This is a genomic window from Streptomyces sp. NPDC002868 (genome assembly GCF_055563295.1).
The window spans coordinates 397,372-421,589 of record NZ_JBVHDR010000007.1 but is presented as its reverse complement, the minus strand read 5'-3'; the positions used below and the strand labels follow the sequence as shown (position 1 = coordinate 421,589).

Sequence of the window (24,218 nt, the reverse complement as noted above, 5' to 3'; positions counted from 1 at the left end):
CGCCGTCAGGCGACGAACGTGCGCGGCGCTTCCGTGCCGGTGGTCACGCCCGTCTCCACGAGCCGCGCGGCGGCCGCCAGTCGTGTCGCCGCCTCCTCCGCGACCGGACCGCCGACCGTGAACGGCAGCCGTACATAGCCCTCGAAGGCGCCGTCGACGCCGAAGCGCGGCCCGGACGGCACCCGCACGCCCACCCGCTCTCCGACCTCCGCGAGACGGGATCCGGACAGGCCTCCCGTACGCACCCAGAGGGTGAGCCCGCCGCTCGGCACGTCGAACTCCCAGTCGGGCAGCTCCCGGCGCACCGCCGCGACCAGCGCATCGCGGTTCTCGCGCGCCTGGGCCCGGCGGATGGCGACGGCCTTCTCCCAACCCCCGGTCTGCATCAGCCAGTTGATGGCGAGCTGTTCCAGGACGGGCGTGCCGAGGTCGGCGTATGCGCGGGCCGCGACCAGCGAGCGGATCACGTCCGGCGCCGCGCGCACCCAGCCGATGCGCATGCCGGCCCAGAACGCCTTGCTGGCCGAGCCGACCGTGAGGACGGTGCTGCCCGCCGGGTCGAAGGCGCAGACCGGCCGCGGCATGTCGATGCCCTCGTCCAGGTGCAGCTCGGACATGGTCTCGTCGACGACGAGGACCGTGCCCGCGGAGCGTGCGGCGTCGACGAGGCGGCGACGCTGGTCCTCGTCGGCCAGCGCGCCGGTGGGGTTGTGGAAGTCGGCCACCACATACGCGAGCCGCGGCGCCGCGTCCCGCAGCACCTGCCGCCAGCGGTGCATGTCCCAGCCGGTCAGCCCTTCGGCCATGGCCACCGGCACCAGCCGGGCCCCGGCTTCACGCATCAGCTGAAGGATGTTGGCGTAGGAGGGGGATTCGACGGCGATGCGCTCGCCGCGCCCGGCGAAGAGGTGGCAGATGGCGTCGATCGCGCCCATCGCCCCGGTGGTGACCATGATCTGCTCGGGCATGGTGGGGATGCCGCGCTCGGTGTAGCGGTCGGCGAGCATCTGGCGCAGGGCGGGCAGGCCGGCCGGGTAGTCGCCGTGGGTGTGCGCGTACGGCGGCAGTTCTTCGAGTGCACCCTGGACGCTGCGCGTGAGCCAGGGTTCGGGCGCGGGCAGCGCGGCGCAGCCGAGGTCGATCATCGAGCCGAGCGACTCGGGCGGCAGGGGTTCGAGTCCGCGTGCGGGCAGCGGGTTCCCGGCCGGCACGGCTGTCCAGCTGCCCGCTCCCCTGCGTGACTCCAGGAAGCCTTCGGCGCGCAGCGCCTCGTACGCCGCGGCGACGGTGGTACGGCTGACGGACAGCGAAAGCGCGAGCTCGCGTTCGGCGGGCAGCCGGGCGGCGACGGGGACGCGGCCTTCGAGGACGAGCAGCCGGATGCCGTCGGCGAGGGCGCGGTAGGCGGGGGGCTTGCGGGTGCCGGGCCCGGCCGGGCGCGGCTGCTGGGAGGTGAGCTGCCGGGCCAGCTGAGCCGCGCCCACCGCAGAGGTCCACTGCGTCATGGAAGTCAGTCCACCTTCCTCGAATTGGCCATGGTTGGCGTTTGTTCCGTAGCCACAGAGTGTCATGCATCAGTCCACAACCACCAGAGGGGGGCGTCACTGTGTCCACGGTGTCGAGGCATCTCACCCGCAGACTGCTGCAGCTGTACATCGGTCTGACGCTGTACGGAGTGAGCTCGGCGCTCCTTGTGCGCGGCGGGCTCGGCCTTGAGCCGTGGGGGGTGCTGCATCAGGGTCTGGCCGAGCTGACGGGGCTGACGATCGGCATCGTGTCGATCATCGTCGGCGCGGTTGTGCTGCTGCTGTGGATTCCGATGAAGCAGCGGCCGGGGCTCGGCACGGTCTCCAATGTCTTTGTGATCGGCGTGGCGATGGACGGCACGCTCGCGCTGGTCCCGGACGCGCACGGGCTCGGGGTGCAGATCGGTGTGCTGATCGGGGGCATCGTGCTCAACGGCGTGGCGACGGGTCTGTATATCTCGGCGCGGTTCGGACCCGGTCCCCGTGATGGTCTGATGACGGGTCTGCACCGCGTCACGGGCCGTTCGATCCGGCTGGTCCGTACGGCCATCGAGGTGGCCGTCGTGGCGACCGGTTTCGTGCTCGGCGGTTCGGTGGGGGTCGGCACGGTCGCGTACGCCCTCGCCATCGGGCCGCTGGCGCAGCTGTTCCTGCGCGTCTTCGCCATCTCCGATCAGGAAAGTGGCAGTACGGTCGTCGCCGGCGGGACACCGGGGCAGGCGATACTGCGAAGGTGACGCGCACACTCCACCCTTACCTGGATCACCCCTCCACTCTCGCCTTCGCCCACCGCGGCGGCGCGGCGGACGGGATCGAGAACACCGCGGCCGCGTTCCGGCGGGCCGCCGACATGGGTTACCGCTACTTCGAGACCGATGTGCACACCACCGCGGACGGCAAGCTGGTCGCCTTCCACGACACGACGCTGGACCGGGTGACGGACGCGCGCGGCAAGATCTCGGCGCTGCCCTGGAGGGAGGTCCAGCAGGCCAGAGTGGGGGGCAAGGAACCGCCGGCGCTCCTCGAGGAGCTGCTGGAGGAGTTCCCGGAAGCCCGCTGGAATGTGGACATCAAGGCGGAGCCCGCGCTGGTCCCGCTGGTCGACCTGATCCGCCGCGCGAGCGCGTGGGACCGGGTGTGCATCGGCTCCTTCTCGGAGGGCCGGGTGGCGCGGGCGATGCGGCTCGCGGGCCCACGGCTGGCGACCTCGTACGGAGTGCGGGGCGTGATGGGGCTGCGGCTGCGCTCGTACGGAATCCCGGCGGCGCTGCGGATGGGCGCGGTGTGTGCGCAGGTTCCGGAGTCGCAGAGCGGTATCCGGGTGGTGGACCGGCGATTTGTGACGGCCGCGCACGAACGGGGTCTGCAGGTCCATGTCTGGACGGTGAACGAGGCTGATCGGATGGCAGCGCTCCTGGACCTCGGTGTGGATGGCATCATGACCGATCATCTGGAGACGTTGCGCACGGTACTGACCGACAGGGGAGTCTGGGTCTGAACCCCGCGCGTCTGCACCACGGGGACGAGCAAGGGGGCGCGGGGTGACGGCCGACACCGCGGACCGGACGACCGGGACGAGTGAGCGCAAGCGCGAGCAACGCGGCTGGTATTTCTACGATTTCGCGTGCTCGGTCTACTCGTCGAGTGTGCTGACAGTCTTCCTGGGGCCGTATCTGACGTCGGTGGCCAAGGCCGCGGCGGATGCCGACGGCTTTGTGCATCCGCTGGGCATTCCGGTCCGGGCGGGATCGGTCTTCGCCTACGCCGTGTCCGTCTCGGTGGTGCTCGCAGTGCTGCTGATGCCGCTGGCTGGTGCGGTGGCCGACCGCACGGGACGCAAGAAGCCGTTGCTTGCCGTGGCCGCCTATGTAGGGGCCGCAGCGACGACAGGGATGTTCTTCCTCGACGGTGAGCGGTATCTGCTGGGCGCGTTCCTCCTGATCGTCGCGAACGCGTCGCTTTCGGTGTCGATGGTGCTCTACAACGCCTATCTGCCGCAGATCGCGGAGCCGGACGAGCGCGATGCGGTGTCGTCGCGGGGCTGGGCCTTCGGCTACACGGCCGGCGCGCTGGTGCTGGTGCTGAATCTGGTCGTCTACTCGGGCCATGATTCGTTCGGCCTGTCGGAGTCGGCGGCGGTACGGATCTGTCTGGCGTCGGCCGGCCTGTGGTGGGGCGCTTTCACGCTCGTGCCACTGCGGCGGCTGCGGGACCGGCGGGTGGCGCCGAGCGGCGAGGGCGCGGTCGGGTCCGGATGGCGGCAGTTGACGGCCACGCTGCGGGACATGCGCAGGCATCCGCTGACGCTGTCGTTCCTGCTGGCCTATCTGATCTACAACGACGGGGTCCAGACGGTGATCTCGCAGGCGTCGATCTACGGCTCCGAGGAGCTGGACCTCGACCAGGCGGCGTTGATCACCGCGGTGCTGCTGGTGCAGGTGCTCGCGGTGGCGGGTGCGCTGGGGATGGGACGGCTGGCCCGAACACATGGGGCCAAGCGCACGATCCTCGCCTCGCTCGCCGTATGGACGCTGATTCTGGCGGCGGGGTACTTCCTTCCGGCCGGGGAACCAGTCTGGTTCTTCGCTCTGGCGGGCGCGATCGGGCTGGTTCTGGGCGGCAGCCAGGCGCTGTCGAGGTCGTTGTTCTCACACTTGGTGCCGCGCGGCAAGGAGGCCGAATACTTCTCGGCGTACGAGATGAGCGACCGCGGCCTGAGCTGGCTGGGGCCGTTGGTGTTCGGCCTGGCGTACCAGCTGACCGGCAGTTATCGGGACGCGATCATCTCTCTGGTGGTCTTCTTCGCGCTCGGTTTCGTACTGCTGGCGCGGGTCCCGGTGCGGCGTGCGGTGGCCGCCGCGGGCAACCCCGTCCCGGAGCGGATTTAGACGTCGAAGTGAAAGGCCGGTAGTGTACGCCTTTGGCCTGCCAGGCGGACCGTTACTGCGCGCTGAAGAAGTGAATTCACTGGGTGACACTTTCTGTCAGATGTGACAAACCGGGCAATGGTGGGTACAACAAGGGGCGGCACGACGGGCGACGCATGACCCGGAACGGGAATCTTTACCGCCGACCGGACGTTGACCGGATGACGACGACAGCGACACCTGTCCTGTGGGCGACAAGCCCGGGAGGCACGATTCATGAGTGAGCGAGCTCTCCGCGGTACGCGCCTCGTGGTTACCAGCTACGAGACGGACCGCGGCATCGATCTGGCCCCGCGCCAGGCGGTGGAGTACGCATGCCAGAACGGACATCGTTTTGAGATGCCGTTCTCGGTAGAGGCGGAAATTCCGCCGGAGTGGGAGTGCAAGGCGTGCGGCGCCCAGGCACTCCTGGTGGACGGGGATGGCCCCGAGGAGAAGAAGGGCAAGCCGGCGCGAACGCACTGGGACATGCTCATGGAGCGGCGCACCCGCGAGGAACTGGAGGAGGTGCTGGCCGAGAGGCTGGCGGTCCTGCGTTCCGGCGCCATGAACATCGCTGTGCATCCGCGGGACAGCCGGAAGTCCGCCTGACCGCGTAACACCGCACCAACAGCGTCATAGAAACAAGAGCCGCGGGCCGTCTCACTTTCAGTGAGACGGCCCGCGGCTCTGTTCTGTGCGCGGATCCCGTCAGATCCCATCAGATCCCGTCAGGGGGTCAGCGGAGGTCGGGGGCCCTCGTCCTCGTAACTCCGCGGCGGCGTTCCGTCCTGCCGGATGACCTCACCCTGCACGACCTTGCCGTCCGGCCGGTGAATGCGGGCCTGCTGGAAGGCATCGCCGAGGCTGCCGGGCGCGGCAGCGCGCATACGGCGCTCCACGGACCGCTCCGCGTACCGCCCGAGCATCGAGCGGACGGGCGGCACCAGGAGCACCAGGCCCGCCGCGTCGGAGATCAGGCCGGGCAGCATGAGGAGCAGGCCGCCGAGCATCAGGAAGCCGTTGCCCTTGCTGCCGGTCCCGGGGCTGTCGACGCCCGCGGCCGGACCCTGGCCGGTCTGCTGTTGCTGCAGAGTCTCGGTGAGGCTGCGGAACGCGCGGCGGCCGGCCCGCTTGATCACCACGCCGCCGAGGACGGCGCCGCCGACGAGCAGGGCGAGCACCGTGAGTCCGCCGGCCGCGTCGGCGACGAGGGTCAGCAGCCAGATCTCGAGCACCAGCCAGGCGGCGATGCCGAGTGGGACGAAAGTGCGGGCGCGCGAGCGCCTGGGGGCCGTCGGGGGCGGTGCGCCGGTCGTCATGCCCCCAGTGTGCCTGGACGGCCGCCGGAGCGGCGTAAGCGGGTGATCAAGAAGATCGCGGAAGATCCCGGCGGCCGTCCGCGATCAGGACGACGTGCGGCCTCAGGAGGGCTTGCGGCCGAGGAGACTTTTCGCCCGGCCTCCGATTCCCCACGCGGTGACCCGCCACAGCGCTTCGACGACGATGTCCCGGCTCATCTTGGAGTCGCCCAGTTCGCGCTCGACGAAGGTGATGGGGACCTCCACGACGTGGTAACCGGCGGCGACGGCTCGCCGGGCCAGGTCGACCTGGAAGCAGTAGCCCTGGGAGGCCACCTTGGTCAGTCCGAGCCCTTCGAGGGTCTCGGCGCGGAAGGCGCGGTAGCCGCCGGTGACGTCCCGGATGGGGACGCCGAGGAGAAGGCGTGAGTAGGTGCTGCCGCCCCGCGAGAGAAACTCGCGGGACTTGGGCCAGTTGACCACGCGGCCGCCGGGGACCCAGCGCGAGCCGAGGACCAGGTCCGCGCCCTTGAGGGCGGTCAGCAGCCGGGGCAGTTCCTCGGGCTGGTGGGAGCCGTCGGCGTCCATCTCGACGAGTACGCCGTAGCCGTGCTCGATTCCCCAGGTGAAGCCCGCGAGATAGGCGGCGCCGAGCCCTTCCTTGCCCTTGCGGTGCAGAACATGCACCTGGTCGTCGCGGGCCGCGAGTTCATCGGCGAATTTGCCGGTGCCGTCGGGGCTGTTGTCGTCGGCGACAAGGACGTCCGCCCCGGGCACAGCCGCGCGCACCCGGGAGACGATCGGCTTGATGTTCTCGGCCTCGTTGTAGGTCGGGATGATCACCAAGACCCTGCCGAGCGGGCCGTACCGCCGCCCCTGGGCTTCGCCACGGGTAACCCCAGCGCCGTCGTTCACTGCTGCCCCTTAAAGTCCGTGCACACAGCCCCACCATAGCGAGCGCTCGGCGCGCGGCTACGGCGGCACGGAGCTGGGGTGTCGTACGTCCGACGGTGGCGCGGACAAGGAGCTGCGGATCGGGGCCCGGCGTCCTTCGGGCCGACCTGGGACCCGCTGGCTGCGGGTCGACCGAGAGCCGTTGTCTACTGAACGCCGGGCCCCACCCGGGTCGCACCCGCCGGCCGGCTGGAACCTTCCCTCGCCCCCGAGGCGCGGGCGCTGAACCTGGCTCCCAGTGGCAGTGCGCCGGTGCGGCACACTGCCCCATGACCCAGCGGCGTTCGACGACTGCGTGGAGGTTTGCCGGTCGGACGTCCTGTGGTGGACTCGGCCGAACCTACCCGCCGGTGGGCGCTCCATGTCAACAGTCGTCTGATCTGCGAGGTTTGCCCAAATCACCAGGTCAGCGCGGAAGATCCGCAGGTCGCGGCCGAGCGTGCTGAGTATCCGTCGGCGGCACGAAATGTCCGCACGTCACTCGTACGGCCGCTCAAAGACGGTTTGTCCGAAGACCACGGTCCGCAGGCAGACGGGGAGTTCGGCGCCGGGGCTCAGATCGGGCAGGCCCGGAGTGCCGGAACGGGGGTCGGTGGACCAGCGGGCGACGCGGTCGTCGGGGGCCTGGACGACAAGTTCCTCGGTGCGCCACAGGGCGTAGTCGGCGGGCGCGCCGGGCACCAGGACACCGGCGTCGTCGCGGCCGACGGCGCGCCAGCCGCCGCGGGTGTGGGCGGTGAAGGCGGCGCGGGCGGAGATGCGGTGCTCGGGGGTGCGGTGGAAGGCGGCGGCCCGGACGGCCCCCCAGGGGTCGAGCGGAGTCACGGGGCTGTCGGAGCCGAAGGCGAGGGGCACTCCGGCGCGCAGCAGTGCCGCGTAGGGGTTGAGGGTGCGGGCCCGTTCGACGCCGAGACGCTGCGCGTACATGCCGCTGTCGCCGCCCCAAGCCGCGTCGAAGGCGGGCTGTACGGAGGCGGTGAGGCCGAACTCGGCGAAGGCGGCGATGGTTTCGGGGGTCAGCATCTCGGCGTGTTCGACTCGGTGGCGGGCGGCGCGGACGCGGGCAAGGCCGATCGTGTCCGCCGCGGCCCTGACGCCGTCGACGACCGCGGTGAGGGCGGCGTCGCCGATGGCGTGGAAACCGGCCTGCAGTCCGGCCTCCGTGCAGGCGCTGACATGGGCGGCGACGGCCGCGGTGTCGAGGTGGGCGGCGCCGGTGTGCGGGGCGTCGTCGTAGGGGTCGTGCAGGCAGGCGGTGTGCGAGCCGAGGGAGCCGTCGACAAAGAGGTCGCCGGCCGCGCCGATCGCGCCGAGTTCGCGGATCCGCCGGGCGTCCTTCGCATCTGCGACCTGCTCGGCCCAGTAGCCGACGACCCGCGGGCCCGGCTCCGCCCCGGCCAGTGCCAGCAGAGACGTGAAGTCGTCCTCGTCGGAGATGTCGGGGCCGGCGCACTCATGGACGGTGCCGATGCCGAGAGAGGCGGCCCGCGCGAGTGCGGCGCGCTGGGCGGCCGCGCGCTGGGCGGGGGTGATCGCGCCGTGGGCGGCGGAGCGTACAGCGTGGTGGGCCGCTGCGGTCAGCGGCGCATCCGAGTGGTAGCCGGTGAGGCCGCTGACTCCGGGGACGAGGTCGAGCAGGGCGGTGGTCACCACGGCCGAATGGACGTCGATCCGCGGCAGATAGAGCGGGCGGCCTTCGGCGGCCTCGTCGAGTTCGGCCCGGGACGGCGGGCGCTGCTCGGGCCAGCGCGAGGCGTCCCAGCCGTGCCCGAGGAGGACCCTGTCGCCGGGGTGTGCGGCGCTGTGCTTGCGTACGAGACCGAGGGCCTCGGCGAGCGTGCGAGCGCCGGACAGGTCGAGGCCGGTGAGCGCGAGGCCGGTCGCCGTGGTGTGCACGTGTGCGTCCGTGAACGCCGGTGTGACCAGGGCCCCTTCGAGGTCGATCACTTCGTCGACGCCGCCCGCGAAGGCGTCGGCGGCGCCCTCGGAGCCCACCCAGGCGACATGTCCTCGTTCGACGACCATCGCGGTGGCGAAGGGGTCGGCGGGACTGTGGACTTCTCCACCGCGGAGCAGCACGGTGCGGTGTTCGCTCTGGGGGGCGGCGCTCTCGCTCATGGGACCAGCCTAGATACGCGGCGGGCGTGCCTCGTACGGGGTGGAGAGCACGACCGTCGTACGGGTGGAGACCCCGGACAGCGAGCGGATGCGGGTGAGCAGGTGCTCCAGCTCCAGCGGGGTCGAGACGCGCACCTTGAGGATGTAGTTCTCGTCGCCCGCGACGCTGTGGCAGGCCTCGATCTCGGGCACGTCGGCGAGACGCTCCGAAATGTCGTCCGGCGCGCTCGGGTCGAAGGGTTTGACCGAGATGAAGGCGGTGATCGGCAGCCCGACCGCCTCGGGATCGACGACCGCGGCATAGCCGCGGATGACGCCACGCTGTTCCAGACGGCGGACGCGCTGATGCACCGCCGAGGTGGACAGGCCAGTGGCCTTGCCCAGGTCGGTGTAGCTCATCCGCCCGTCCTTGACGAGCAATTCCACGATCTGACGATCCAGCTCCTCCATGCGGATCAACCTATTGCCCCAGGTCGCTTCCGGCACAGTCGGCTGCGGCGTGCGGGGGCACCTGCGGCGGGCATGTGACGAATGCCACAGGTTTGTGGCCCGGTCGGTCGTGACCCCACGGTTACCTGCCGGGTGCGTGGGGAATTGCTTGCTGTGGTCGAGGCCGCAAGTGCCTGGTCGGCCCACCCGAGGGGGAGATTCTCCATGCAGAGCGTCAAGAACACAGGACGTACCGAACCGGAGCCCGTCGATTCGGCCGAACCGGCTGAGATCGACGAGCTCGACGCGTACGACACCTTTGAAATGTTCCGGGTCATCTGCCCGGACTGCGCGCAGCCGATCGCGCTGCTGGCGGACGAGGACGTCCTGCCGGAGCACGCGCTGTGCCCCACCCCGTGGAATCCGTTCGGGCTCACCGTGTGCGCCGGTACGGGCCGCCCCGCCTCGCAGGCGCGTCCCGCTGACGAGACCCTCGAGGTCCAGGAGCAGGACACCGCGTTGCTGCTGACGCTCCCCCAGGGGCTCGACTGGCGGACGCAGCCCTTCTCGCACGTCGGCGGTCCGGGCTCGCGTCCGCTGCGGGTGCAGCAGATGCGGCGCCACGCGGCCTAGGCGTTCTCAAACCTGGGTCCAGTAGCTCCCCTGCACCATGGCGGCGAGACTGGCGTGGTGCAGGATCAGGGCGTCCGGGTCTTCGGGCACCTGCGCTTCACCGAAGTGGACCTGACGGTAGGCCACTCGGAGCATGACGATCGCGTGCCGCAGCGCGGCGTAGAGGGTGTGGAACTCCATGTCGCGCGGGCGGTGTCCGGTGAGCCGGGCACCGCGGTCCTCGATGCCGTCGCGGCGCAGGAAGTCGGGCAGCCCGCGCCGGCCGAAGCTGACCGTCAGGTCCTGGAAGAAGCGGTGCTAGACGGTCCAGCCGAGGTCGAGCTCGCGCGGGGCGTAGCCGGCCATCTCCCATCGACAGGGGCGCCTGATGGACGGGGTATTCGCCGAGGAGGATCGAACGGTCGTCGGACACGGCTGGCCTGGGCGGCAGGCGATTTGACGGTACGTCAGAAACTCTGCCGGAGACCGGGTCCGGGCGCCGTACTCGTGTCACCCGAGCACCCCGGATTCGCGAGCCGGGGAGCGTTGGTGGTTGCTGTCCGGTGGGCGACTTCGCGGCAAGCCCCCAGCGGCGGGTAGGTCGCGAACTTCCGCGCGATTTGCCCCGACGGTAACCCGCCACCGGCGCGGTGCGTTCCCCAGGCATGACCCTGCTGTACTCCACGACCAGTCACGGTCGGCGCCGGCTGGCGACACCGCCACCCGAAGAATCGGTTCCGCACCCGGCCGATCCGCCCATCTACCGGGAGCTGCTCCAGCTGTGGGCGAGCAAGGGCAAGACCCTGCCGGGGCGCCGCGACCCGGAGTGGAGCAGGCTCGCGGCGCCGCCGGCTTTCGGGGCGCCGCGGACTGTTTGGCGCTCGGCCGCGAAAACCACCCACCGGACGGCAACCACCAACACCCTCTGGCCCGCGGCACCCACGAACCCGGGTGACTAGGTTCAGCGGCGAAAACCACCCACCGAACAGCAACCGCCAACGCCCCCTGGCCCACGGCACCCACGAACCCGGGTGACCACGTTCAGCGGCGAAAACCACCCACCGAACAGCAACCGCCAACGCCCCCTGGCCCACGGCACCCACGAACCCGGGTGACCACGTTCAGCGTGTCTCGGGTCCGGCCAGGTGACGGGCGATGACCATGCGCTGGATCTGGTTGGTGCCCTCGACGATCTGGAGCACCTTGGCCTCGCGCATATAGCGCTCGACCGGGAAGTCCAGGGTGTAGCCGTAGCCGCCGAGCACCTGGACCGCGTCGGTGGTGACGCTCATCGCCGCGTCGGTGCAGAACAGCTTGGCCATGGCGGCCTGCCGGGAGAACGGCCGTCCCGCGTCGCGCAGCCTGGCGGCGGCGAGATAGAGCGCTCGCCCCGCCTCGATCCGGGTGGCCATGTCGGCGAGCATGAAGCGCAGCCCCTGGAAGTCGGCGATGGGCCGTCCGAACTGCCGGCGCCCGGTCGCGTACGAGACGGCCTCGTCCAGGGCCGCCTGCGCGACCCCGACCGCACAGGCGGCGATGCCGAGCCTGCCCGAGTCGAGCGCGGAGAGCGCGATCGCGAAGCCCTGCCCCTCCTCTCCGATCCGGCGGGAGTCAGGGACCCGTACGCCGTCGAAGTGAAGCTGGGCGGTGGGCGAGCCCTTCATCCCCATCTTCTTCTCGGGGGCGGCGGCGTTCAGGCCCTGTATGTCGCCCGGGACCAGGAAGGCGGTGATGCCGCGGGCACCTTCCTCGCCGGTCCGGGCCATCACGGTGTAGAAGTCGGCGATCCCGCCGTGCGTGATCCACGACTTGGTGCCGGTGATCACCCAGCTGTCTTGGTCACGCACGGCCTTGGTCCGCAGCGATGCGGCGTCCGAGCCGGAGCCGGGCTCGGACAGGCAGTAGGCGCCCAGCAGGCCGCCGCCGAGCATGGCGGGCAGATGCTCGGTCTGCTGCTCCTTGGTGCCGTAGCCGGCGAGTGCGTGGCAGGCGAGGGAGTGGACGCTGACGCCGAGGCCGACGGTGAGGCGGGCGGCGGCGAGCTCTTCGAGGACCTGGAGGTAGACCTCGTACGGCTGGTCTCCGCCGCCGTACTCGGAGTCGTACGGAAGGCCGAGCAGTCCGGACTCGGACAGAAGCGAGAAGACCTCACGCGGGAAGTGCCCGGAGTCCTCCTCCTCGGCCGCCCGGGGGGCGATCTCCCGCTGGATGATGTCGCGTACCAGGGCGATCAGGTCCCTGGATTCCTCGGTGGGCAGTTGGCGTTCCACCGGCTGCGGGGCGCGGTCGGGCATTACGGCGCTCTCCTCCCTGTCGGGCGCTGCGGCGTCGCGCGCGAAGGGTGTGGGCGCGCCGCCGGACTTACTGCCAGGCCGATGCTGCCCTTCCGGATCACGAAAGTGGCTCGACGGCGGCTGTGGCGCGTTGAGTATGCCCGATCAGCGGACTTCCGTCACGGGTGGGAATTGTCGGCTCCGCTTTCCCTTGCCTCGCGGTCGGAATTGGTCCGAACCATTGACGCACTGGTCTAGTCCTTCTAGCGTTCCCCCCAGCGCATGGCCGCGTTCATGCCAAAGAAGTCAGACGGTCGACAGCGCATGCCCCCACTCGCTCTCCCTCCCCCACGAGGAGACCTGATGCTCGGACCACACCGTCCCCGCGCCCGCCTGAGGGCGCTCATCGCCGCCGCATGTACCGCCGCACTCGGCGCGACCCTGCTCACCGGCGCCCACCTCGCGTCCGCCGGCGAGTCCGCCCCGGCCAAGAAGACCGCTGCCGCCCCGGCGGCAGCCGGGAACAAGGTGATCGGCTACTTCACCGAATGGGGCGTCTACGACCGCAATTACCACGTCAAGAACATCCAGACCTCCGGCTCCGCGAACAAGCTCACCCACATCAACTACGCCTTCGGAAACGTCACCGGCGGCAAGTGCGCGATCGGTGACGCCTTCGCCGACTACGAGAAGACGTACACCGCCGCCCAGAGCGTCGACGGTGTCGCCGACACCTGGGACCAGCCGCTGCGGGGCAGCTTCAACCAGCTGCGCAAGCTGAAGAAGCTCCACCCGAACCTCAAGATCCTCTGGTCCTTCGGCGGCTGGACCTGGTCCGGCGGCTTCGGCCAGGCCGCGGCCAACCCGGCCGCCTTCGCCCAGTCCTGCTACAACCTGGTCGAAGACCCGCGCTGGAAGGATGTCTTCGACGGCATCGACATCGACTGGGAGTACCCCAACGCCTGCGGCCTGACCTGCGACACCAGCGGGCGCGAGTCCTTCAAGAACCTGATGTCCGCGCTGCGCGCGAAGTTCGGCAGCTCCAACCTGGTGACCGCGGCGATCACCGCGGACGGCTCGTCCGGCGGCAAGATCGAGAAGGCGAACTACGCGGGCGCGGCCCAGTACGTCGACTGGTACAACCCGATGACGTACGACTTCTTCGGCGCCTGGGCGGCGCAGGGCCCCACGGCCCCGCACTCGCCGCTCACCTCCTACACCGGCATTCCGCAGCAGGGCTTCAACTCCGACGCCGCGATCAAGAAGCTGAAGGGCCTCGGCATCCCCTCGTCGAAGCTGCTGCTTGGGATCGGTTTCTACGGACGGGGCTGGACGGGCGTGACACAGAAGGCGCCCGGCGGGACGGCGACCGGGGCCGCGCCCGGCAAGTACGAGCAGGGCATCGACGACTACAAGGAGCTCAAGGGCAGGTGCCCGGCCAATGGGACCGTCGCAGGGACGGCGTACGCGCACTGCGGCACCCAGTGGTGGAGCTACGACACCCCCGCCACCATCGCGGGGAAGATGAACTACAAGAACCAGCAGGGCCTGGGCGGCACCTTCTTCTGGGAGCTCAGCGGTGACACCTCGAACGGAGAGCTGATCAAGGCCATCAACTAGCCTGCGGACACGATGAGGGCGGGCAGCCGGGTGCGGCTGCCCGCCCTCGCGTCATGCCTCGACCGGCTCGGGCACGGCCTCGGCGAGCGCGGCCGGCAGGGACTCGGCCGGCGGTTCGGGGCACTTGGGCTCGAACTCCGCGATCGTGTGGAGCGTGCCGCGCAGCATCCGTATCAGCAGCGCGCACACGGTCTCGCGCGCCGGCTCCTGGTGGCCCAGCCAGTCGAGGGTGATTCCCTCGACGCTGCTGAGCCAGCCGAGCAGCGCCAGCCGGGCCAGCATGGGGATGTCACGCGTACCGTAGGCGCCTTCGGCGATGGTCGCGATCAGCTCCTCGCGCACCGCGTCCCGTATCGACTGCACCTGGGTGTCGAAGCCGACGCCACCCGTGACGATCGTGCGGAACGCCGCCTGATGGTGCTGGGCAAAGCGCAGATAGCCGTCGACCGTGCGGTACACGCGCTCGACGCGCGGCAGCTCGGCGTCGCCCGCGGCGCGCGAGACGAGGTCGGCCATCGAGTCCTCGATGATGGCGAGGTAATAGCCGCGCTTGCTCTCGAAGTAGTAGTAGACCAGGCCCTTGGCGACTCCGGCGTGTCTGGCGATGTCGTCCATCGACAGCGCGTCGTAGGAAGTGTCGGCGAACAACTTCCGTCCGGTTGCGATGAGTTCACCGCGGCGTGCCTGGGATCGTCCGGTCGCGCCACGCTGTTGACTATTACTCAAATTGGACCCTGGTCTCCAACTGCCACAAGATCTGCGCAGTATGGCAGACCTCAGATCAGGCCGAGCTGGGTGACGAACATTGCGAGGACGACGACGAGCGTCCAGCCGAGGATGTGCTCGAGGACCTTGGAGCCGTCCTCGGGGCCGCCGGTGCGGGCGCGGGTCTCGGCGCGGTCGGCGGTGGCAGCGGTGGCAGCGGTGGCAGCGGTGGCAGCGGTGGCAGCGGTCGAAGTCATGGTGCGTCTCGTTCAGTCGGCTGGCAGGTGCGTCCCCCCGGGTGACCCACCCACAGTGCCAGCGATACCGGCCCCGGGGTAGAGACGTACGTCACTACCCCGGGGCCAGTCGGCGCGTCAGCGGATGCCGAATGCCGCCAGAGCCCGGCGCTGGGCGGCCGTCGGGCCGGCGGGCCAGTACAGGTAGCAGACGCCGCCTGTGCCGGAGACCACTTTGCCGCTCGCGTTATAGCGCTTGGTGCGGAGCCAGATCGTCTCCCACTCGGCGCGCTTGTAGACCCGGCGCACGGCCTCGTTGCTGGGCGATGCCGGATCGTTGGCGATCACATCGCCGCCCGCTGTGAAGCCGATCACCGTCATCAGATGCCCGGAGGTGCCGTAGCCCGCCCCGGTCAGCTCTCCCTTCAGGAAGGACTGGGACGTTATGGCCGGGATGCCGGCCCGGATCAAGGTCTCCAGGTCGCTGAGCGAGGACAGCCGGGTGACGACCGCGCTCATGTCCTTGTAGGTGGCCGCGTAGGCAGCGTTGAAGGGCCAGTTTCCGCAGCCTTCGTACTGGTAGTCGAAGGTGAAGCGGGCCGCGTGGCAGACCTGCGGATCGGCGAAGGCCGGGTTCACCCAGGACAGGTCGGCCGGGGTGGGCTTCCGGCCCCAGTATTCGATGATCATCTGCGATGAGGTGGGGCTGCACCACGCCTCACCGCCACTGTCGTACTCCGGGTACTGGCCGATGTGCGTGTTCTGCGAATAGCGCGGCACGGGCAGCTCGCGCACGAGCCCCGGCGTCGACGCGGGCACGGTGAAGCGGTCCGGGATGTCGGAGGCCATCGCACCGAGCCGCCAGACGGTGGGCGTCAGTTTCGTGCCGGGCTTGCGGTAGAGGGTCAGCCGCAGCTGGTACGAGTTCAGCCGCAGCCCGCTCGAAGCGTCATCGACGGAGAAGGTGTCGGTCCAGATGCTCGCCTTCCCGTCCGTCTGGTCGTCGAGGGAGGTACGCCGGATGTCGCTGTCGCCCGCCGCCCAGCGGCCCATCACGAACCAGGGTGTCCGGGTGGCGTCGGAGTAGCTGCCGCGCAGCTCGACCTGCAGCCAGGTGCCGGCCGGGGTGCGCGCGTTCCAGGAGGCGATGACCTCCGTCGCGGGCACCCGGGAGAGGTGGACGGGCGAGGTCCAGGTGCCGTACTCCCAGGTTGTGGTCGCTCCGGTGTGCGGGTCGGTGTAGTCGGTGCGGCCAGTGGGGCCCTCGAGGACCAGGCCGGGGCGGCTGCCCGCGACGGCCCGGGTCCCGGCCGAGGTGCCGAGGCGCCAGTCGGTGTACGAGGTCCAGAAGCGGTTGTCCACGGCCGGCGCGGGCGCGCGCCCCGCGGGCCCTGTGCCTCCCGCGTGCCCGGCGGACTCCGCGGGCCCGGCGGAGTCCGGCTCCGGGAGCGTCCCGCCCGGCGCGGCGGCGGCCGGCATCGCGGACGAGGACAGCGCACCCGCACCCGCCGCTGCCGCCATCGCGGCGCTCAGCACGGCTCGGCGCGAAGTAGATCTGGCCATGGGACCCCCAAGTCAGGGTGCGCGACAGTGGGGCAACTATTGCGGGTCCGGGCGGACTTCTGCCAGCGCCCGGAGACGCGTCGCGCCACCAATATTGGTCTCGTCCACTGGGCATCCCCCCGTAGGGGGAGTGACCTGCGGTGGGGCCCGCCGCCCTCATAGGCTTGCGGTATGGACGACCTCGACCGGCAGGCCCCGGCGCTGCGCACACTCCCGCCATCGTGCGGACCCGTGCGGCTGATCGGGATCGACGGCCACGCCGGATCGGGCAAGAGCAGCTTTGCCGCCCGGCTCGCGGCGGCCGTCGGCGACGATGTGCCGGTGCTCCATCTGGACGATCTCGCCACCCACGAGGAGCTCTTCGCGTGGACGGACCGGATGCTGACCCAGGTGATCGATCCCCTGGCGCACGGCCGGACGGCGCACTACGACCCGTACGACTGGAATCTGCGCCGCTTCGGTCCGCCGCGCGCGCTGGAGGCCGCTCCTGTCGTGCTGATCGAGGGCGTGGGAGCAGGGCGACGGGTGTTGCGCCCGTATCTGGCGTGGCTGCTGTGGATGGAGCGGGACGCCGAAGAGTCCTGGCAGCGGGGCCGCCGACGCGACGGAAGCGGACTTTCCGCCTTCTGGGACGGCTGGACAGTGGCGGAGACACGCCATTTCGCCGCGGACCCCTCACGCCTGTACGCCGATGCCCTGGTACGTGAGTGTCACGAGGGTTATGAGTGGCGCCCGGGACCTGCTGTGACAGCGCGTCCGAATCAAGCCATCACACAGGGTGACTGCTTTCCCCCGACATACTGAGCAGTCGGAATTCCGCCCCAAGAGTGCCTCAACTCTTCTTGACCGAGGAGGCGTACAGGTCTTACGTTCTCAATGTGCGGCTTTTCGGAGCCGCCGCAGACGCGAAGCCCCCGGTTGTTCCCCCGTGATCGGGGGCTTCGTTCTGCCCTCTCCCCCACATCACAGACGCGGCACCCCGCCCCCGCTTACCCAGGGTCACGGCCACCGGACAGCTTGCTGCGCCCTTCGTCGCAACCCCTTTGCGCAGGTACGATGCACCTCGGTGGGGTCAATTCCCGTCCACGGCAAGGTGGTTCAGTGCGTTGCCCGCCGGGCGTCCGCCCGGCACCGGGGGTCTGGCCCGCGGCGAAGCCGCTGTCGGGTGCAGTCCCCCCGGGAAACACACGACAGGTGCACTTTTGTGGGGGACCTGATGGACATCGGCACGCAGGGCGTACCGGCCCCGGCCGACCTCGCCTGGGTGCGCGGCGTGGACGCCTGCACGATGGGTGCGTATCCGCAGGCGGAGGAGGAGTTCCGGACCGCCGTGCGGCTCGATCCCGGGATGGCCGACGGCTGGCTCGGGCTCCATGCCCTGCGCGTCGACACCACGACCGCGCTGCTGCGCATGTACAGCACCCGCGAGCGCTTCGGCGACCAGCGCGCCCGCCACCGCCGCACCCTCAACTCCTGGTACTGGCTGGGCTGGTGGGTCCAGCCGGTGCTGGAGAGCCCGCGCGATCTGCTGCTCGCGCACGCCTCCCACTGGCTCGACGGCCGCCATGTGCCGGAGCTGGACCAGGCACTCGCCGGGCTGCCGCCGGTCGACGCGGACCCGCAGGTGCGCTTTCTGCACGCCTGCCGCGCGTATCTGGTCAAGGACTGGGAACAGCTCGTACGCCACACCGAGCCGCTGATCAACGATCCGTTACTGGGCATCGAGGCCGGACTGTTCGGCGGCATGGCACGCGTACGCCTGGAGATGTACGGGCAGGCCGAGCCGCTGCTCTCCGCCGCCCTGATGCGCTGTCGCAGCGAGCAGCCGCAGCGCAAGGAGCTGCGCTACTGGCTGGCGCGTGCGCACGAAGGCACCGGCCGCAGCGCCGCCGCCCTGCCGCTGTACCGGGCGGTGCACAGGATCGACCCGGCCTTCATGGACACCTCCGCACGACTCGCGGCGATCGCGGAGTACGACGGCATCGACGGGTACGACGAGTCGTCCGGGTTCGCGGCCGTGTCGCTTGCGGGCTTCGGCCAGGACGCGGTGGACGCGCAGGCCGACGGCGACGGGCCGGTCGCGGCCGAGGCACGGATCGGTGTCGATCCGCAGACCCAGCTCCCCGACTCCGTGCCGAGCGTCCCGCCCGAGGGCGTACGGCGCAAGGCGGTGGTGCCGGCCCCGCCGACGCCCCCGGCGTTTCCGGCGGGCCCCACCGATCCGGTGCTGCTCGGCGAGGCACTCGCCGAACTGGAGCGAATGGTCGGACTGGAGCCGGTCAAGCGGCAGGTCAAGGCCTTGTCCGCGCAGCTGAAGATGGCCAGGCTGCGCGCCGGCCAGGGCCTCCCCGTCCAGCCGCCGAAACGGCACTTTGTCTTCTCGGGCCCGTCCGGCACGGGCAAGACCACCGTCGCCCGCATTCTCGGCCGGGTCTTCTACGCGCTCGGGCTACTGGGTGGCGACCATCTGGTGGAGGCCCAACGGTCCGACCTGGTGGGAGAGTTCCTGGGCCAGACGGCGGTGAAGGCCAATGAACTGATCGACTCGGCGCTCGGCGGCGTGCTGTTCGTGGACGAGGCGTACAGCCTCTCCAACACCGGCTACTCCAAGGGCGACGCGTACGGCGACGAGGCGCTCCAGGTCCTCCTCAAGCGCGCCGAGGACAACCGCGACCACCTGGTGGTCATCCTGGCCGGCTACCCGGAGGGCATGGACCGGCTGCTCGCCGCCAACCCCGGGCTCTCCTCCCGCTTCACCACACGGGTCGACTTCCCCTCGTACCGCCCTCTCGAACTGACAGCGATCGGCGAAGTGCTGGCCGCCGAGAACGGCGATGTGTGGGACGACGAGGTCCGCGAGGAACTGCGCTCCATCAGCGGGCACGTGGTCGACCAGGGCTGGATCGACGAGCTCGGCAACGGCCGCTTTCTGCGCACCCTGTACGAGAAGAGCTGCGCCTACCGGGATCTGCGGCTGTCCGGATACCCGGGCACGCCCACCCGCGAGGACCTCTCCACACTGCGGCTGCCCGATCTGATGCAGGCGTACGGCGAGGTCCTGTCGGGCCGCGGTCCGGTCGACCGCGGCCCGCAGGATCCTCCTCCGCCGGGCTTCTTGACCTGACGCCGAGGCTCAGCCGGCCAGCGCGGTGTCCATTGCGGGCTGGGCCGCATGGGGCGGCCGGGGCACCGTCACCCGGTGGGACGGGTCACGGACCTCGCCGACCAGCATTTCCAGGACGTCCTCCAGTGCGACCAGTCCCAGCACCCGGCCGGACGCGTCGGCGACCTGGGCGAGGTGGGTGGCCGCGCGGCGCATCACGGTGAGAGTGTCGTCCAGCGGGAGTTCGGCCCGCAGGGTCGCCATGGGACGCCAGATGTGCTGAGGCACGGCCCGTTCGTCGTCCTCCAGATCGAGTACGTCTTTGACGTGGAGGTAGCCCATATAGGGACCCGTGCCCTCCGCGCAGACGGGAAAGCGGGAGTAGCCGGTGCGGACTGTCAGCTCCTCGATCTGTCGCGGGGTGACCGAGGGCGGGACCGTCACCAGAGTGGAGCGGGGGATCAGCACATCGATCACCGGGCGGCTGCCCAGCTCCAGCGCGTCCTCGAGCCGCTCCTGTTCGGCCGGCTCAAGGAGACCCGCCTGGCCCGAGTCCTCGACGAGGCGGTTCAGCTGTTCACTGGTGAAGACCGCCTCCACCTCGTCCTTCGGCTCGACGCGGAAGGCCCGCAGCACCAGCCGGGCACAGGCGCCGAGTCCGACCGTGACCGGGCGGCACAGCCGGGCGAAGCCCACGAGGCCGGGGCTCAGCCAGAGCGAGGTCTTCTCGGGGGCGGCCATGGCGAGATTCTTCGGGACCATCTCGCCGATGACGAGGTGCAGGAAGACGACCACGGCCAGGGCTATGACATAGCCCAGCGGATGGATCAGCCCTTCGGGCACATGGGCCGCGTGGAAGACCGGTTCCAGCAGATGCGCGACGGTCGGCTCGGCCACCGCGCCGAGTGTCAGCGAGCAGATGGTGATGCCGAACTGTGCGGCCGCCATCATCTGGGGCAGGTTCTCCAGGCCGTGCAGCACCTGCCGGGCCCGCGAGGAACCTGCCGCGGCGAGCGGTTCGATCTGGCTGCGGCGTACCGAGACGAGGGCGAACTCGGCGCCGACGAAGAATCCGTTCGCCAGCACCAGGAGCAGCGCGAACAGCAGTTGGAGGACGCTCATCGGGCGGCCTCCGTCACGGCCGGCACATCGGCGGTACGCACCAGGCGCACCCGTTCGGCGCGGTAGCGGTCCACCTGGCGCACCGAGAGCCGCCAGCCGGGCAGTTCGGCCCGGTCACCGGGGGCGGGGATGCGCCCCAGCAGATCGGCGACGAGACCGGCCACGGTCTCGTACGGGCCGTCGGGCACATCGAGGCCTATCCGGCGCAGCGTGAGGACCCGGCAGCTGCCGTCGGCCTCCCAGGCGGGGCTGCCTTCCTCAGCGGCCACGGGGGCGAGTTCGGGCCGCCCGTCGGCCTCGGCGTCGTGCTCGTCGCGGACCTCGCCGACGAGCTCCTCGATGATGTCCTCGAGGGTGACGACTCCGGCCGTGCCGCCGTACTCGTCGACCACCACCGCGATGGGCTGCTCGCTGCGCAGCCGCTCCAGGAGGTGCTGCACCGGCAGCGTCTCGGGCACCAGCAGCGGCGGTACGGCGACCCGGTCGACCCGGGTGCGCAGCCGCTCCTCGACCGGGACAGCGAGAGCGTCCTTGAGGTGCACCATCCCGACGATCTCGTCGATGCGCTCCCGGTAGACGGGGAAGCGCGAAAGGCCGGTGGCGCGGGTGAGGTTCAGGACGTCCGCCGCGGTGGCGTCGGACTGGAGGGCGCTCATCTTCACCCGTGGGGTCATCACATGCTGCGCGGTGAGGTGCCCGAGCGAGAGGGTCCGTACGAACAGATCCGCGGTGTCCTGCTCCAGCGCGCCGGCCCGCGCCGAGTGGCGGGCCAGCGAGACCAACTCGCCGGGGGTGCGGGCGGATGCCAGCTCCTCGGCCGGTTCGACGCCGAACAGACGTACGAGACGGTTGGCGACGGCGTTGAGCAGGGTGATGACGGGGCGGAAGACAGTCGAGAAAAGATGCTGCGGTCCTGCGACGAACCGCGCGACCTGCAACGGCCGGGAGACCGCCCAGTTCTTGGGAACGAGCTCGCCGATCACCATCTGGACGGCGGAGGCGAACAGCATCCCGATCACCACCGCGACCCCGGAGACGGCCCCTTCGGGCAGCCCGGTCGCGGTCAGCGGCCCGTCGAGCAGCTGGGCCAGGGCGGGTTCGGCGAGCATGCCGACGACGAGCGAGGTGATGGTGATGCCGAGCTGGGTGCCGGAGAGCTGGAAGGACAACTCCCGCAGTGCCTTGACGACACGGCGGGCGCGGCGGTCGCCCTCGGCGGCGGCGCGCTCGGCATCGGGCCGCTCCACCGTGACGAGGCCGAACTCGGCCGCCACGAAGAAGCCGTTGGCGAGGATCAGGAGGAACGCTGCGGCAAGCAGCAACAGGGGGATGATCATGCCGCCGCCTCCTGGGAGGGGGCGGCGCAGGTACTACCGGACGATCCGTCCATTGCTGGAGGGAGTCACTCCTCGGGTCGCAGGTGCCCCGCGGGCCGTTGGCGGCCGTGTGGTGCGGGGAGGGGCGAGCTTGTCGCCACCGGCCACCAGAGTAATCGTTTTCAGCCGGGGGGCTCGGGGGTGTCCCCCGGGGAAAAACAGCCGGCGAGCGGCCGGCGCGGCAGGGGTGTCGCCCCTCAGTCCTCGTCCGCGCGGATGCCCCGGCTCTCCACGAGCGCCCGCAGCGCGCGGGCGTCACTGATGGCCTGTGCCTTGGCGATGCCGGGCTGGATGCCGAGCACCGGCAGGCTGGTGCCGTCGCTGAGGTCGAGAAACACCCACGGATCACCGGGGCGCAGATTCACCCGCAGGATCTCCGCCCACTCCAGCCGCCGCGTACGGGTGAGGTTGACGACAGTGACGCCGTGCTCGTCGGCAACGACCTTGGGCCGGCTCAGCAGGGCCAGTACGCCGAAGAAGACCAGCGCGGTGAAGACGAAGCTGCTCCGCTCCCCCGCGCTCAGCTTCTCCAGCAGCAGGGCGACCCCGGTGATCACGGCGAACATCGCCGCGCCCACGGTCAGCAGGACGATCCGGGTACGGGTCGGCCTGAACGTGACGGGGAGAGCGGGGACTTGGGGCGCGGCGGCGGGCATGGTGGCGGGCATCCGTCAGAGCCTGCAGGCGTGGATGGCCGTGGTGAGGATCGCCCGCGCGCCGATGTCGTACAGATCGTCCATGATCCGCTGCGCCTCCTTGGCGGCGACCATGGAGCGGACGGCGACCCAGCCCTCGTGGTGCAGCGGGGAGATGGTCGGCGACTCGAGGCCCGGGGTGAGGGCGACGGCCTGCTCCAGGTGCTCGACCCGGCAGTCGTAGTCCATCATCACGTAGGTTCGGGCGACCAGGACGCCCTGGAGGCGGCGCAGGAACTGCTGCACCTTCGGGTCGTCGGCGGGCTCACCGGTACGCCGGATGACGACCGCCTCGGAGGTGAGGATCGGCTCGCCGATGACTTCCAGGCCGGCGTTGCGCAGGCTGGTGCCGGTCTCCACGACGTCGGCGATGACCTCGGCGACGCCGAGCTGGATCGCGGTCTCGACCGCGCCGTCGAGGTGCACGACGGAGGCGTCGATGCCGTTGTCGGCGAGGTGCTTGGCCACGATGCCCTCGTAGGAGGTGGCGATCGTCATTCCGCCGAAGCCGTCGACGCCGGTGGCCGTGCCGGGCTTGGTGGCGTAGCGGAAGGTGGAGCGGGCGAAGCCGAGCTGGAGGATCTCCTCGGCGTTGGCGCCGGAGTCCAGCAGCAGATCGCGGCCGGTGATGCCGATGTCGAGCCTGCCGGAGCTGACGTAGATCGCGATGTCGCGTGGCCGCAGATAGAAGAACTCGACGTCGTTCTCGGGGTCGACGAGGACGAGCTCCTTGGACTCCTTGCGCTGCTGGTAGCCGGCCTCATGGAGCATCGCCGACGCAGGTCCGGACAGTGAACCCTTGTTGGGGACGGCAATGCGCAGCATGAGACGGGCTTCCTTTGTTCGTACGTACGTAGTGGGGGCTGTGCTCAGAGGTGGGCGTAGACGTCGTCGAGGGAGATCCCGCGCGCGACCATCATCACCTGGACGTGGTACAGCAACTGCGAGATCTCCTCGGCGGCGGCTTCCTTGCCCTCGTACTCGGCGGCCATCCAGACCTCGGCGGCCTCCTCGACGACCTTCTTGCCGATGGCATGCACTCCCTTGTCCACCAGCTCGGCGGTGCGGGAGGTGGCAGGGTCGCCGTTCTTCGCCTTGAGCTGCAGCTCGGCGAAGAGCTCTTCGAAGGTTTTGTTCGCCATGATGGTCCCCAGGGTAAGGGGTGTGCCCGGGACACTCAGCGCCAGGGTTCGCTGACGGTGCGCAGTGTGGCGGCGGTGGCGAGTGCGGCGTTGACCGCCTCGTGTCCCTTGTCCTCGTTGGATCCGTCGAGACCGGCCCGGTCCAGTGCCTGCTCCTCGGTGTCGCAGGTCAGCACGCCGAAACCGACCGGGACGCCGGTGTCGATGGAGACCTGGGTCAGACCCTGGGTGACGCCCTGGCACACGTACTCGAAGTGCGGCGTACCGCCGCGGATGACGACGCCGAGCGCGACGATCGCGTCGTAACCGCGGCCCGCGAGCACCTTGGCGACCACCGGGAGCTCGAAGCTGCCGGGGACACGCAGCAGCGTCGGCTCGTCGATGCCCAGCTCGTGCAGTGCGCGCAGGGCGCCGCCGACGAGGCCGTCCATGACCTTCTCGTGCCACTGGGCCGCGATCACCGCCACCCGCAGGTCGCCGCAGTTGCGTACGGACAGTTCGGGTGCACCCTTGCCGCTCATGTTTCTCCCTTGCCGC

The 24,218-nt window shown here is 70.3% G+C and carries 24 protein-coding genes and 1 pseudogene; 9 read left to right on the top strand and 16 right to left on the bottom strand.

Annotated features, from left to right (window positions below; genetic code table 11):
* Positions 1-5: 5 nt before the first annotated feature.
* Positions 6-1,505, bottom strand: a complete 1,500-nt coding sequence (locus ACZ3H8_RS23365) for an SCO1417 family PLP biosynthesis transcription factor (protein WP_467404749.1) — start codon at positions 1,503-1,505, stop codon at positions 6-8.
* A 101-nt stretch (positions 1,506-1,606) separates the two neighbouring features.
* Here ACZ3H8_RS23365 and yczE point away from each other — a divergent pair, with 101 nt between their 5' ends.
* The 4 genes from yczE to ACZ3H8_RS23345 all read left to right on the top strand — a co-directional run bounded on the left by yczE (position 1,607) and on the right by ACZ3H8_RS23345 (position 5,044).
* Positions 1,607-2,263, top strand: a complete 657-nt coding sequence (gene yczE, locus ACZ3H8_RS23360) for a membrane protein YczE (RefSeq protein ID WP_467404746.1) — start codon at positions 1,607-1,609, stop codon at positions 2,261-2,263.
* Positions 2,260-3,024 (top strand): glycerophosphodiester phosphodiesterase, encoded by a 765-nt coding sequence (locus ACZ3H8_RS23355; protein ID WP_467404744.1) that lies wholly within the window; start codon positions 2,260-2,262, stop codon positions 3,022-3,024. Before yczE ends, ACZ3H8_RS23355 begins: the two co-directional genes overlap by 4 nt.
* A gap of 43 nt (positions 3,025-3,067) precedes the next feature.
* Positions 3,068-4,414: an MFS transporter gene (locus tag ACZ3H8_RS23350; RefSeq protein WP_467404742.1), complete on the top strand. Its 1,347-nt coding sequence runs from the start codon at positions 3,068-3,070 to the stop codon at positions 4,412-4,414.
* Between the two features lie 255 nt (positions 4,415-4,669).
* A complete protein-coding gene (locus ACZ3H8_RS23345) occupies positions 4,670-5,044 on the top strand; it encodes an RNA polymerase-binding protein RbpA (RefSeq protein WP_003959706.1) in 375 nt (124 codons plus the stop codon).
* 119 nt (positions 5,045-5,163) lie between these two features.
* On the opposite strand, the gene fxsA is transcribed toward ACZ3H8_RS23345, so the two are convergent.
* From fxsA to ACZ3H8_RS23325, 4 genes are all read right to left on the bottom strand, one after another.
* On the bottom strand, positions 5,164-5,754 hold the full coding sequence (fxsA, locus tag ACZ3H8_RS23340; RefSeq protein ID WP_467404741.1) for an FxsA family membrane protein: 591 nt from the start codon (positions 5,752-5,754) through the stop codon (positions 5,164-5,166).
* A gap of 102 nt (positions 5,755-5,856) precedes the next feature.
* Positions 5,857-6,648: a polyprenol monophosphomannose synthase gene (locus ACZ3H8_RS23335; protein ID WP_467404738.1), complete on the bottom strand. Its 792-nt coding sequence runs from the start codon at positions 6,646-6,648 to the stop codon at positions 5,857-5,859.
* A gap of 516 nt (positions 6,649-7,164) precedes the next feature.
* Complete coding sequence (locus ACZ3H8_RS23330) at positions 7,165-8,805, bottom strand: amidohydrolase (protein ID WP_467404737.1); 1,641 nt, start codon at positions 8,803-8,805, stop codon at positions 7,165-7,167.
* Positions 8,806-8,814: 9 nt separating this feature from the next.
* Positions 8,815-9,255 carry an Lrp/AsnC family transcriptional regulator gene (locus ACZ3H8_RS23325; RefSeq protein ID WP_307664705.1) on the bottom strand — a complete coding sequence of 147 codons (441 nt, stop codon included), beginning with the start codon at positions 9,253-9,255 and terminating at the stop codon, positions 8,815-8,817.
* Between the two features lie 204 nt (positions 9,256-9,459).
* Between ACZ3H8_RS23325 and ACZ3H8_RS23320 the strand changes: the two genes are divergently transcribed.
* Positions 9,460-9,867, top strand: coding sequence for a hypothetical protein (locus ACZ3H8_RS23320; RefSeq protein ID WP_398991589.1), 408 nt, complete (start codon positions 9,460-9,462; stop codon positions 9,865-9,867).
* Between the two features lie 6 nt (positions 9,868-9,873).
* Here ACZ3H8_RS23320 and ACZ3H8_RS23315 read toward each other — a convergent pair.
* A pseudogene (locus ACZ3H8_RS23315) lies at positions 9,874-10,218 on the bottom strand (phosphotransferase family protein); the annotation flags it as partial.
* 293 nt (positions 10,219-10,511) lie between these two features.
* On the opposite strand from ACZ3H8_RS23315, the gene ACZ3H8_RS23310 reads away from it, so the two are divergent.
* Entirely contained in the window at positions 10,512-10,805 is a 294-nt protein-coding gene (locus ACZ3H8_RS23310) for a hypothetical protein (RefSeq protein WP_467404734.1), read from the top strand.
* Between the two features lie 162 nt (positions 10,806-10,967).
* On the opposite strand, the gene ACZ3H8_RS23305 is transcribed toward ACZ3H8_RS23310, so the two are convergent.
* On the bottom strand, positions 10,968-12,140 hold the full coding sequence (locus ACZ3H8_RS23305) for an acyl-CoA dehydrogenase family protein (protein ID WP_467404733.1): 1,173 nt from the start codon (positions 12,138-12,140) through the stop codon (positions 10,968-10,970).
* A 342-nt stretch (positions 12,141-12,482) separates the two neighbouring features.
* Here ACZ3H8_RS23305 and ACZ3H8_RS23300 point away from each other — a divergent pair, with 342 nt between their 5' ends.
* Positions 12,483-13,739, top strand: coding sequence for a glycoside hydrolase family 18 protein (locus tag ACZ3H8_RS23300; protein WP_467404730.1), 1,257 nt, complete (start codon positions 12,483-12,485; stop codon positions 13,737-13,739).
* Positions 13,740-13,790: 51 nt separating this feature from the next.
* On the opposite strand, the gene ACZ3H8_RS23295 is transcribed toward ACZ3H8_RS23300, so the two are convergent.
* The 3 genes from ACZ3H8_RS23295 to ACZ3H8_RS23285 form a co-directional block, all read right to left on the bottom strand.
* Positions 13,791-14,465: a TetR/AcrR family transcriptional regulator gene (locus ACZ3H8_RS23295; RefSeq protein WP_467404729.1), complete on the bottom strand. Its 675-nt coding sequence runs from the start codon at positions 14,463-14,465 to the stop codon at positions 13,791-13,793.
* Between the two features lie 50 nt (positions 14,466-14,515).
* Positions 14,516-14,701 (bottom strand): SCO1431 family membrane protein, encoded by a 186-nt coding sequence (locus ACZ3H8_RS23290; RefSeq protein ID WP_467404726.1) that lies wholly within the window; start codon positions 14,699-14,701, stop codon positions 14,516-14,518.
* 117 nt (positions 14,702-14,818) lie between these two features.
* Complete coding sequence (locus ACZ3H8_RS23285; protein WP_467404725.1) at positions 14,819-16,243, bottom strand: peptidase C39 family protein; 1,425 nt, start codon at positions 16,241-16,243, stop codon at positions 14,819-14,821.
* A gap of 171 nt (positions 16,244-16,414) precedes the next feature.
* Between ACZ3H8_RS23285 and ACZ3H8_RS23280 the strand changes: the two genes are divergently transcribed.
* Together ACZ3H8_RS23280 and ACZ3H8_RS23275 are read left to right on the top strand one after the other, a co-directional pair.
* On the top strand, positions 16,415-17,047 hold the full coding sequence (locus ACZ3H8_RS23280; protein WP_467404722.1) for a uridine kinase family protein: 633 nt from the start codon (positions 16,415-16,417) through the stop codon (positions 17,045-17,047).
* A 412-nt stretch (positions 17,048-17,459) separates the two neighbouring features.
* Positions 17,460-19,367, top strand: coding sequence for an AAA family ATPase (locus tag ACZ3H8_RS23275; protein WP_467404810.1), 1,908 nt, complete (start codon positions 17,460-17,462; stop codon positions 19,365-19,367).
* Between the two features lie 9 nt (positions 19,368-19,376).
* Here the strand turns inward: ACZ3H8_RS23275 and ACZ3H8_RS23270 are convergent, their stop codons facing one another.
* The 6 genes from ACZ3H8_RS23270 to ribH form a co-directional block, all read right to left on the bottom strand.
* Positions 19,377-20,468, bottom strand: coding sequence for a hemolysin family protein (locus tag ACZ3H8_RS23270; protein ID WP_467404720.1), 1,092 nt, complete (start codon positions 20,466-20,468; stop codon positions 19,377-19,379).
* Positions 20,465-21,805, bottom strand: coding sequence for a hemolysin family protein (locus ACZ3H8_RS23265; RefSeq protein WP_467404718.1), 1,341 nt, complete (start codon positions 21,803-21,805; stop codon positions 20,465-20,467). The genes ACZ3H8_RS23270 and ACZ3H8_RS23265 overlap by 4 nt, the downstream gene beginning before the upstream one ends.
* A 236-nt stretch (positions 21,806-22,041) precedes the next feature.
* A complete protein-coding gene (locus ACZ3H8_RS23260; RefSeq protein WP_467404717.1) occupies positions 22,042-22,512 on the bottom strand; it encodes a PH domain-containing protein in 471 nt (156 codons plus the stop codon).
* Positions 22,513-22,515: 3 nt separating this feature from the next.
* Positions 22,516-23,364 (bottom strand): ATP phosphoribosyltransferase, encoded by an 849-nt coding sequence (gene hisG / locus ACZ3H8_RS23255; protein ID WP_398991567.1) that lies wholly within the window; start codon positions 23,362-23,364, stop codon positions 22,516-22,518.
* Between the two features lie 44 nt (positions 23,365-23,408).
* Positions 23,409-23,681 (bottom strand): phosphoribosyl-ATP diphosphatase, encoded by a 273-nt coding sequence (locus tag ACZ3H8_RS23250; RefSeq protein ID WP_142215995.1) that lies wholly within the window; start codon positions 23,679-23,681, stop codon positions 23,409-23,411.
* Between the two features lie 35 nt (positions 23,682-23,716).
* On the bottom strand, positions 23,717-24,202 hold the full coding sequence (ribH, locus tag ACZ3H8_RS23245) for a 6,7-dimethyl-8-ribityllumazine synthase (RefSeq protein ID WP_467404713.1): 486 nt from the start codon (positions 24,200-24,202) through the stop codon (positions 23,717-23,719).
* Positions 24,203-24,218 lie beyond the last annotated feature (16 nt).